The sequence below is a fragment of the Enterobacter sp. DC1 genome (genome assembly GCF_000568075.1).
Lineage (GTDB): Bacteria > Pseudomonadota > Gammaproteobacteria > Enterobacterales > Enterobacteriaceae > Enterobacter > Enterobacter asburiae.
Genome location: NZ_AZUA01000011.1, coordinates 95,221 through 105,900, shown reverse-complemented (window position 1 = coordinate 105,900; position 10,680 = coordinate 95,221). Strand labels below are relative to the sequence as shown.

General features: G+C 55.5%; 9 protein-coding genes and 1 riboswitch. Of the genes, 2 read left to right on the top strand and 7 right to left on the bottom strand.

The features are described 5' to 3' along the window. Window positions 1-438 precede the first annotated feature (438 nt). Window positions 439-1,290 carry a glutamate racemase gene (gene murI, locus P346_RS00855; RefSeq protein ID WP_032662775.1) on the bottom strand — a complete coding sequence of 284 codons (852 nt, stop codon included), beginning with the start codon at window positions 1,288-1,290 and terminating at the stop codon, window positions 439-441. After that, entirely contained in the window at window positions 1,235-3,082 is a 1,848-nt protein-coding gene (gene btuB, locus P346_RS00860; RefSeq protein ID WP_032662772.1) for a TonB-dependent vitamin B12 receptor BtuB, read from the bottom strand. Before btuB ends, murI begins: the two co-directional genes overlap by 56 nt. Window positions 3,083-3,148: 66 nt before the next feature. After that, a riboswitch (cobalamin riboswitch) is annotated at window positions 3,149-3,324 on the bottom strand. Window positions 3,325-3,428: 104 nt separating this feature from the next. Between btuB and trmA the strand changes: the two genes are divergently transcribed. Then, the gene (trmA, locus tag P346_RS00865; RefSeq protein ID WP_032662770.1) at window positions 3,429-4,529 is read left to right on the top strand and encodes a tRNA (uridine(54)-C5)-methyltransferase TrmA; all 1,101 of its coding nucleotides are present in this window, start codon (window positions 3,429-3,431) and stop codon (window positions 4,527-4,529) included. 90 nt (window positions 4,530-4,619) lie between these two features. Here the strand turns inward: trmA and P346_RS00870 are convergent, their stop codons facing one another. Further along, window positions 4,620-4,979, bottom strand: a complete 360-nt coding sequence (locus tag P346_RS00870; protein ID WP_008501783.1) for a YijD family membrane protein — start codon at window positions 4,977-4,979, stop codon at window positions 4,620-4,622. Between the two features lie 9 nt (window positions 4,980-4,988). Further along, window positions 4,989-5,627: an HTH-type transcriptional repressor FabR gene (gene fabR, locus P346_RS00875; RefSeq protein ID WP_008501784.1), complete on the bottom strand. Its 639-nt coding sequence runs from the start codon at window positions 5,625-5,627 to the stop codon at window positions 4,989-4,991. A gap of 196 nt (window positions 5,628-5,823) precedes the next feature. Here fabR and sthA point away from each other — a divergent pair, with 196 nt between their 5' ends. After that, entirely contained in the window at window positions 5,824-7,224 is a 1,401-nt protein-coding gene (gene sthA / locus P346_RS00880) for a Si-specific NAD(P)(+) transhydrogenase (RefSeq protein WP_023333838.1), read from the top strand. On the opposite strand, the gene oxyR is transcribed toward sthA, so the two are convergent. The 3 genes from oxyR to argB all read right to left on the bottom strand — a co-directional run bounded on the left by oxyR (window position 7,207) and on the right by argB (window position 10,675). Continuing rightward, on the bottom strand, window positions 7,207-8,124 hold the full coding sequence (gene oxyR, locus P346_RS00885) for a DNA-binding transcriptional regulator OxyR (protein WP_023309664.1): 918 nt from the start codon (window positions 8,122-8,124) through the stop codon (window positions 7,207-7,209). The two genes, sthA and oxyR, sit on opposite strands and share 18 nt — an antisense overlap. Window positions 8,125-8,450: 326 nt before the next feature. Further along, window positions 8,451-9,824: an argininosuccinate lyase gene (argH, locus tag P346_RS00890; RefSeq protein ID WP_023309680.1), complete on the bottom strand. Its 1,374-nt coding sequence runs from the start codon at window positions 9,822-9,824 to the stop codon at window positions 8,451-8,453. 74 nt (window positions 9,825-9,898) lie between these two features. Then, complete coding sequence (gene argB, locus P346_RS00895; RefSeq protein WP_090420882.1) at window positions 9,899-10,675, bottom strand: acetylglutamate kinase; 777 nt, start codon at window positions 10,673-10,675, stop codon at window positions 9,899-9,901. Between the last annotated feature and the right edge of the window lie 5 nt (window positions 10,676-10,680).

The window sequence follows — 10,680 nt, the reverse complement described above, 5'->3', positions numbered from 1 at the left end:
CATGTGTTAGGCCTGCCGCCAGCGTTCAATCTGAGCCATGATCAAACTCTTCAATTTAAGTTTGATGCTCGTGAATTAAACTTCGTAATGAATTACGTATGTTCACTCAGAGACTTGGTATTCATTTTTCGTCCGAGGACGTTAAGAATCCATGTCACTTTGAGTGCCCACACAGATTGTCTGATAAATTGTTAAAGAGCAGTGCAACGCGGCTTTCGCTCACCGTTGCGAGGTCCCGTATATTACGTTTTCCTCATTCAGAGTCAAGCGATTATTTTTGCTTTTCTCTGTCGGCGTTCATCTCTGAACCCCGCTAACCCGGCGGCCTGTAAGCCGTTGTTCCGTGTCAGTGGAGGCGCATTATAGGGAGTTCTCAGACGTTGACAACCCCTCTTTTAAAAAAAACTTTCAACCGTCTCTTTTTTGCTCAAAACCGTGCTACAGCGCCAGTTTTTCGAGCGTTTCAAAGCCATAACGGCGTAAAACGGGTAAAAGTTGCTCAGTCTCTTTCGTGATGGCCATACAAAACGCGATATTCGCATCGGTAGATTTCGCATCCGGCGCTTCATGCTCCAGCAGCCAGGCCGTACGACGGGCAATAGCCGCGCCGGAATCCACCAGGCGCGTCCCCTCCGGCAACACCTCTAATAGCTCTTCCTGTAATAGCGGGAAGTGGGTGCAGCCCAGCACAACGGTATCCGGGGGTTCGGGCATCCGCAGCCACGGACGAAGAATACGACGCAGCTCGTCGAGTGATACCGCCTTTCCATGCAGCTTCGCTTCAGCCATCTCCACCAGCTCAGCCGAACCCAGCATCGCAATCTGGCATTCGTTGGCAAAACGGTCGATCAGCTCGCGGGTATAAGGACGCTTTACCGTACCTCGCGTTGCCAGCAACCCCACAATGCCGTTCGCCGTCAGGCGCGCGGCAGGCTTTATCGCAGGAACGACGCCCACAACCGGGAACGGGAATTTTTGACGCAGGGCGGGAAGAGAAACGGTGCTCGCCGTATTACAGGCGATGACGGCCAGCGCAAGGGGATAGCGCTTTTGTACCGCAGTGACGATTTCAACCACACGCTCAACAATAAAATCTTCGCTCTTTTCTCCATACGGGAAAGCGACGTTATCGAAGGCGTAGATGTAATGGAGATCCGGCAGGAGATGCCGAATCTCATCATAGACCGAAAGCCCACCGACGCCGGAATCAAACACCAGCACGGTGGGACGCGGATTAGAAGGTGTAGCTGCCAGACAAGGTGTATTCCCGTCCTGCAGTTTGGTAGCCATAAACTGTCTCGTAATCTTTATCGAACAGGTTGGCTATTTTACCACGAACTGTGAGATGTGAGGTGACAGGATACGAAACTGCGAGATCCCACAGGCTTACACCGCCCATTTTTACTTTCTCAGACGGATAAGTACCAAAATCAGTGTCGTAACGCGTACCGAGATAGTGATAAGTCAGGCTCCAGTCGAAATCATAGATCTGCGTGTCGAGCTGATATTTCACCTGCTGTTTAGCACGACGGTCCAGAAGTTCGTTGGTTGCGGCATTGCGGGCATCCACATAGTCGTAGCCTACAGTATGCGTCAGCGGGCCCGTATCAAACGATGCTGTCGCTTCCACACCTTTAATGCGCGCTTTACCGACGTTGTAATATTGCTGAAGGTTATTATTGAAGTCGATGAGATTATCAACGTCATTACGGTAGCCAGAGACGCGCCAGCTCACGCCTGCCGTCAGGCCTTCAAACGCACCTTCCCACTGCTTGCTCTCTTCTGGATCAAGATGGTCATTGCCATAGAAACCATAGAGTTGACCCAGATTCGGTGCTTTATAGGCCGTACCATAAGAAGCAACGAAGCGGTAACCCTCCACGAACTCCCAGGCCGCACTACTTTGCCAGGTGCCATGGCGACCGAACTGAGAGTTGTCATCGCTGCGAACCGCTCCTTCCAGAGTGAAGTCACCAAACTGCTGCAACCCGGTCAGGTAAACGCCGGTGTTACGCAGGTCGTAGCCGTTGGTCACGTAGTTTGTACCCGGCTCGGTGCTCTGCTTCTGCCAGTCAACGCCCGCGCCAATGTTCCCATGACCAACATCAACGGAGTTCAGCCACTGGACGTTGTACTGTTTGATTTCATCCAGCGTGGCTGTTGAATCGTAGCGGCCTAAATTTGGGTCGTAGTTATAGTCTTTGCTGTGGCTATAGCTGGTGAGCAACTGTGAATGGAAGATGTCATCGTTGAAGCGCAATCCTGCATCCCAGGTCTGACTATAGAGCTGGCGGGTATCGACCAGTACGTCAGGGGTAAATGAGCTGTAGTAACCGTCGTAGGCAGTACGGTTGCTGTAGCCAAAGCCGCGAACAAATCCGCTCCACTGCTCAGAGAATGCGTGATCCAGTGCCCCATAGAGCGTTTTATTCATAAAGCCGTCGCGATCGGTCTGGGCAAGGCCACCATTGTTGCCGTCCGCAACCACATCAAACCCTTTGGTATAGGTGTAATCACCCGCAAGCGTGACGCGCGTGCTGTCGCCCAATGTTTGCTGAGTACTGCCGCCATAATTCTGGTAACCATGCGACCCTACACCTGCATTCAGCGTGGTACCGTCCTTCGCGCGAGTGGTAATAATGTTTACGACTCCGCCGATCGCGTCCGAGCCGTATACCGCCGAACGCGGTCCACGAACATATTCGATACGCTGCACCAGGGAGATCGGGAACTGGCTGAGATCGGACGACCCAGTAACACCCGCCTGGTTAAGGCGGATCCCATCAACAAGGATCAGGACGTGGCTGGAGTTGGTGCCACGTATAAAGAGAGAAGAGAGTTGCCCCATCCCACCACTTTGCGCCGTATCCACGCCGGGCAGGCGACGCATAACATCCAGGACTGAGGTTGATTGCCAACGGTCAATATCGGCACGCGTAACAACGGAGGTTGCAGCCAGAATAGTTTTTTCAGGTTGTTCAAAACGATTTGCCGTCACCACCAACGAGTCGGCGCTATCCTGCGCCCAGCCCGAAAATGCCGTGACGGACAACGCCGTCAACAGCGATACTTTTTTAATCATTGTTAAAGCATCCACAATATAAGAAGGATGCCGCAGGCCTCATCGATAGCACGCGATGATGAAACCAAATGCGACGTGATCCCGGCAGGTCTTCGGGCTAGGTGGCTATATAAGGATGAAGACTTCCCATTTTCACAGTGTCTACAACGCTCATCCCGCCAGACTTTACCGCTGCGCGTCAGCTCCAGATTTACACTGGATTCCCTTTTCACTCTCAGGAGACCGGAAACAGAATGCTACAATTAGACACGTATGGATGTCCAGACAGCTATTGCCCATTAAATCTGGACATCCCCTGAACAATGCCTACAATCCCCGCGTAATTCTTTATCATTCAGGACGCATCATGACCCCAGAACACCTCCCGACAGAACAGTACGACGCGCAGCTGGCAGAGAAAGTCGTCCGCCTGCAAAGTATGATGACGCCTTTCAACGCGCCCGTTCCCGAGGTGTTCCGCTCTCCCGTCAGCCACTACCGCATGCGCGCCGAGTTCCGCATCTGGCACGACGGCGACGACCTGTACCACATCATTTTCGATCAGCAGACGAAATCCCGTATTCGCGTGGACAGCTTTCCGGCGGCGAGCGAGCTCATTAACCAGTTGATGACGCTGATAATGGACGGCGTGCGCAACAATCCGGTACTGCGTAACAAGCTGTTCCAGATTGACTACCTGACCACGCAAAGCAATCAGGCGATTGTCTCTCTGCTGTATCACAAAGCGCTTAACGACGAGTGGCGCGAGCAGGCAGAATCGCTGCGCGACGCGCTGCGCGCGCAGAACATCAACGTTCACCTGATTGGCCGCGCGACAAAAACCAAAATCATGCTGGATCAGGACTACATCGACGAGCGCCTGCCGGTGGCAGGTAAAGAGATGGTGTATCGTCAGGTCGAGAACAGCTTCACCCAGCCGAATGCCGCGATGAACGTGCAGATGCTGGAGTGGGCGCTGAAGGCGACGGAAGGGTCAACGGGCGATCTGCTTGAGCTCTACTGCGGTAACGGCAACTTCTCCCTGGCGCTCGCGCGTAACTTCGATCGCGTTCTGGCAACGGAAATCGCCAAGCCGTCGGTGGCTGCCGCGCAGTACAATATCGCCGCTAACCATATCGACAACGTGCAGATCGTTCGTATGGCCGCAGAAGAGTTCACGCAGGCCATGAACGGCGTACGCCAGTTTAACCGCCTGGAAGGGATCGATCTGAAGAGCTACCAGTGTGAGACGATTTTTGTCGACCCGCCGCGCAGTGGCCTGGACAGCGAAACCGAGAAGATGGTGCAGGCGTACCCGCGTATTTTGTACATCTCCTGTAACCCGGAGACGCTGTGCAAGAACCTCGAAACATTAGGCCAGACGCACAAGGTTGAACGTCTGGCGCTGTTCGATCAGTTCCCGTATACGCACCATATGGAGTGCGGCGTACTGCTCACGGCGAAGTAATGTGGGGGTTGTAGGGCAGGTAAGCGAAGCGCCACCTGCCAAAAAAGCCGGATGGCGCTTCGCTTATCCGGCCTACAATGACGAAACCCTTTACTCTGGTAACTGGCTTTTACGGCTACGCATGCGCGAGCCAATCCAGAACACCAGCGCCACAGACAGTACGGCAGGGAAGAAGTTAGAGCCGATATCCGGATATTCCGCGCGAACCACGGTGCTATACAGCAATACGCCCAGAATAAAGCAGGCAGCGGCCAGCCCCGGTAACCCCACCGGCATGGTGCGGTTCAGGTAACGTTGATGCAGGCAGTAAACCGTCAGCACCAGCGCAATAAGCGGGAAAATCGAAAACGGCACGATTGAGCTAAAAATAGCGGCAAACGTACCATTAATGGATAAGCCAGCGATCAATGCCAGCAACAGCGTCCCTTTATCCTGACCTGACTGTTTCATTACTCACCTTCACTCTTCGGTTTGATGTGCCAGTTTCTCTTGTTCGCGGCGATACCAGTAGTACGCGCCTTTGGAGATCATCCTGAGCTGCAATACCAGTCGCTCTTCGAGCTGCTTGCGTTGTTCAATGCTGACATCCAGCGCTTCGGCACCCGCGCTGAAAACAATCGTCACCATCGCCTCAGCCTGTGCTTCAGTAAACGCACGCGGCATATGGTTTTCGAGTTCAAGATAGTCGGCAAGTTCCGCGATGAAGTGTTGAATTTCACGCGCGACGGCGGCACGAAACGCCGCCGATGTGCCCGAACGCTCGCGCAGAAGCAGACGAAACGCGTTGGGGTTATTGCCGATAAATTCCATAAAGGTCGATACGGAGGTGCGGATCACGCTGCCCCCTTTGGCGATACGCTGACGCGCCTGGCGCATCAGCTGGCGCAGCATCAGACCGCTCTCGTCGACCATGGTCAGGCCCAGTTCATCCACATCACGGAAATGACGATAGAAGGACGTTGGCGCAATCCCGGCCTCGCGTGCGACTTCGCGCAGGCTCAAACTGGCAAAACTCCGCTCAGCACTCAGTTGACTGAATGCGGCTTCCACCAGCGAACGCCGGGTTTTCTCTTTTTGTTGTGCTCTTACGCCCATCACGATAGTTGAATCCTTCCAAAGGCCTGATAGCACTATACCAGAGAATAAAATTAATCTGTTTGCCTGGCTTTGTGAATGATTGTTTACGTGCGGTTTGTGCCCCACTGCCCGAAAAAAGCACAACGATAATTGGGTTACTCTGCCAATGATGTTATGATTCTGTTGCTTTTATGTATAAGAACAGGTAAGCCTTACCATGCCACATTCCTACGATTACGACGCAATAGTTATTGGTTCCGGCCCCGGCGGCGAAGGTGCTGCTATGGGTCTGGTGAAACAGGGAGCCAGAGTAGCGGTCATCGAGCGCTACCATAATGTCGGCGGCGGTTGCACCCACTGGGGCACCATCCCTTCGAAAGCCCTCCGCCACGCCGTTAGCCGCATTATCGAATTTAACCAGAACCCTCTTTACAGCGACCACTCCCGACTTCTTCGTTCATCCTTTGCTGACATCCTGAATCACGCGGATACCGTTATTAACCAGCAGACACGCATGCGTCAGGGATTTTATGAGCGTAACCACTGTGAAATTTTGCAGGGCAACGCGCATTTTGTGGACGAACACACCCTGGCACTCGAATGCCACGACGGTTCGGTTGAAACCATCACGGCTGAAAAATTTGTTATCGCCTGCGGCTCACGCCCTTACCATCCGGCCGACGTGGACTTCTCGCACCCGCGCGTCTACGACAGCGACTCGATTCTGAGCCTGCACCATGAACCCCGCCACGTCATTATCTATGGCGCAGGGGTGATTGGTTGCGAATATGCATCGATCTTCCGCGGAATGGACGTCAAAGTTGACCTGATCAACACCCGTGACCGCCTGCTGGCGTTCCTCGATCAGGAGATGTCGGACTCCCTCTCCTATCACTTCTGGAACAGCGGCGTGGTGATTCGCCACAACGAAGAGTACGAGAAGATTGAGGGCTGTGACGACGGGGTGATCATGCACCTGAAGTCCGGTAAGAAGCTGAAAGCAGACTGCCTGCTGTACGCCAACGGTCGTACCGGCAACACCGATTCACTGCAATTGCAGAACATAGGTCTTGAAACCGACAGCCGCGGTCAGCTGAAGGTCAACAGCATGTATCAGACCGCCCTGCCGCACGTTTACGCGGTCGGCGACGTGATTGGCTACCCAAGCCTTGCCTCAGCCGCTTACGACCAGGGACGCATCGCCGCACAGGCGCTGGTAAAAGGCGAAGCGACGGCGCACCTGATCGAAGATATTCCGACGGGCATCTATACCATCCCGGAAATCAGTTCAGTCGGCAAAACCGAGCAGCAGCTGACGTCAATGAAGGTGCCTTACGAGGTGGGTCGCGCGCAGTTTAAACATCTGGCGCGGGCGCAAATCGTGGGGATGAGCGTGGGAACGCTGAAGATCCTGTTCCATCGCGAGACCAAAGAGATCCTCGGCATTCACTGCTTTGGTGAACGCGCGGCGGAAATCATTCATATCGGCCAGGCGATAATGGAGCAGAAAGGCGGTGGTAACACCATCGAGTACTTCGTTAACACCACCTTTAACTACCCGACCATGGCGGAAGCCTATCGGGTAGCTGCGCTGAACGGCTTAAACCGCCTGTTTTAACGCGCTGTCGAAATGGCCATCCATCGAACCACGGATGGCCTCTGCCAGCTGCTCATAGCGGCTGCGCAGCGGTGAGCCCGGACGATACACCAGGCCGATAGTGCGACGCGGCTCCGGCTTAATGCACGGCAGATAAACCACGCCATCACGCTTACGCTCGCGCGGCACGGCCAGTGCAGGCAGCAGCGTAATACCGCTTCCCGCCGCGACCATATTACGCAGCGTTTCCAGGCTGGTTGCGCGGAAATGGGTATCTTCATCCGCACCCGCTTCAAAGCAGAAGCCCATCGCCTGATCGCGCAGGCAGTGGCCATCTTCCAGCATCAGCAGCTTTTCACCGGCCAGATCGGCCATCGGTACGCGATCGCGGTTCGCCCACGGGTGATCTTCATAGATCGCCAGCATCATCGGCTCATCGAACAGCGGCACTTCAATAAAGGCTTCACTCTCTTTCACCAGCGCCAGAATCGCGCAGTCGAGCTTGCCGCTGTCTAACTGCGCCAGCAGCTGATGGGTTTGCGCTTCATGCAGGTACATTTCGAGTTTCGGGAACGTCTGGTGCAGCATCGGAATGATGTGCGGCAACAGGTACGGGCCAACGGTTGGGATCAGGCCAATATGCAGCGGGCCGGACATTGCCTCCCCCTGCTGGCTTGCCATTTCCTTGAGCACTTTGACCTCGCGCAGCACGGTGCGCGCCTGATCCACCAGCAGCAGACCTGCCTGTGTGAACAGAACCTTACGACTGGTGCGCTCCAGCAGCATCACGCCCAGCTCGTCTTCCAGCTTGCGGATCTGACCGCTCAGCGTGGGCTGGCTGACGTGGCAGGAGTCTGCCGCGCGGCGAAAGTGACGATGCTCGGCTAACGCTACCAGGTATTCAAGATCACGAATATTCATTATTCATCCTCCGTCGCCACGATAGTTCATGGCGATAGATAGCATAGCAACGAACGATTATCCCTATCAAGCATTCTGTTGAATAATACACCACATAGACGAGGCGGCACGTGTTTGACCCTTGACGTCCCCGCACCGTCAGCGAGTTTCTCTCAAAACTCGAACAACTAAAGCCAACGTGAACTTTTGCGGACCCCGTGGTCCGCTTTTTTTTTGCGTAAAAAAGCCCGGGGATAAAAGCAAAATGGCAACCGAAGTTGCCATTTTCGTGTTTGCTCCCTCTCCGTGTAGGAGAGGGCCGGGGTGAGGGCACCAGCCCGCACGGTTCAAACCAGCCGGTTTTTCGCATCCGCTATCGCCTGCGCCACCTGCTTCGGCGACACGCCGCCTTTCGCGGCACGTTTATCCAGACAGGACTGCAGCGCAAGGATCGGATACACATCATCCCCGATAACCGCGCTGAACTTCTGCAGGTCGGCCAGCGCCAGATCTTCCAGCGGTTTACCCTGACGAATGGCTTCCACCACCGCTTCACCCACAATATGGTGCGCTTCACGGAACGGTACGCCTTTCGCCACCAGGTAATCCGCCAGCTCGGTAGAGTTCGCATAGCCCTGCTGCGCCGCTTCCTGGCAGCGCGGACGTTTCACCTGAATGCCGTCCAGCACCAGGGCGCCCATATGCAGACAGTCCAGCCAGGTGTCGAGCGCGTCGAACAGCCCTTCTTTGTCTTCCTGCATGTCTTTGTTATACGCCAGCGGCAGCCCTTTCAGGGTCATCATCATACCGGTCAGCGCGCCCTGCACGCGGCCACATTTACCGCGGATCAGCTCCAGCGCGTCCGGGTTTTTCTTCTGCGGCATCAGGGATGAGCCTGAGGTCACGCGGTCAGACAGTTCGACGAAGCCCGCTTCGCCAGAGTTAAAGAAAATCAGGTCTTCGGCAAAGCGCGATAGATGCACCATTCCGATAGACGCATTGGAGAGCAGCTCCAGCACGTGGTCGCGGTCAGAGACGCTGTCCAGGCTGTTACGGGTGGCGGAGGCAAAGCCCAGCCAGCCTGCCAGCTGTTCGCGGTCGATTTCATACGCCGTACCGGCCAGCGCGCCGCTGCCCAGCGGGCTGACGTCCAGACGTTTCAGGGTATCCTGCAGACGGCTTTCGTCACGCGCCAGCATCTCGACGTAGGCCAGACACCAGTGCGCGAAGGTCACCGGCTGCGCGCGCTGCAGGTGGGTATAACCCGGCATCACCGCGTCCTGGTTGTTCTGCGCGGTTTCCACCAGCGCGCTCTGCAGCTGACGGTTAGCCGCCAGCAGTTCGCCAACGGTATCTTTACACCACAGCTTCAGGTCGGTGGCGACCTGGTCGTTACGGCTGCGGCCGGTATGCAGCTTTTTACCCAGCTGACCGACTTTGTCGATAAGCTTGCCTTCCACCCAGCTGTGAATATCTTCAGCATCGCTTTCGAGGATCTGCTGCGGGTTAAGACGCACCTCTTCCAGCAGATTGTTCAGCGCTTCTTCCAGCCGTAATTGTTCGTCGGCGGTCAGTACGCCCACCGTCACCAGCGCTTTGGACCAGGCCACAGAGCCGACAATATCCTGTTCGGCCAGGCGGTAGTCGAAGCGCAAAGAGTCGTTGAACTGTTTGAACCGCTGATCCGCTGCCTGTGTAAAACGCCCACCCCAAAGTGCCATAACATGATTCCTTTATTCGTTAGTTCTGCCGGGTGGCGCTTCGCTTACCCGGCCTACGGTCATTCAATAAAAACTTACGCTAAAATACGCGTGCCAATCGGCGTGCCGTTAAACAGCGCCGGCAGTTGTTCCGCGTGACGCCAGGAGGCGATATCCACCGGGCGGCCCAGCGTGCGTGCGGCATCCAGCGCGGCGTTCACTTTGACGATCATGCCGTCGGTAATAATGCCCTGGGCAATCAGCTGCTCGGCTTTCTCAGCCGTCATTTCCGCAATGCGCTGGCCTTTACCGTCCAGAATGCCGCTCACGTCGGAGAGCAGGATCAGATCGGCGCCCAGCGTTGCCGCCAGTGCCGTCGCCGCCTGGTCAGCGTTGACGTTCATCAGCTCACCCTCTTCGGTCACGCCGATAGAGCTCACCACCGGCAGGAACCCCCCTTCCAGCAGCGTGTTAATCAGCTTAGGCGAACCTGGCTGCGCCAGTCCAACGTGGCCGAGCTCTTCGTCGAGCTGGGTCACTTTTACGCTGTCGCCATCGCCCAAATAGAGGCCGACGGATGCGATGTGGTGTTTCTTCGCCCACGCCAGCAGCGTTTTGTTCGCCGTACCCGCCAGCGCGCCGGTAATGATGTCAATCTGGTCAGCAGGCGTGACGCGCAGGCCGTTCTTCTTTTTCACCGGCAGGTTGAGCCCTTTCATCAGCTCGTCCACCACGCAGCCGCCGCCGTGCACAATCACCAGCGGACGCTGGTGTGATTCGCGATAGTTCACCAGCGCGGTAAACAGACGCTCCAGCGCTTCTTCGCTGTCCAGCAGTACACCACCGAGTTTGATAATTAATGGGTTCATCATCACAC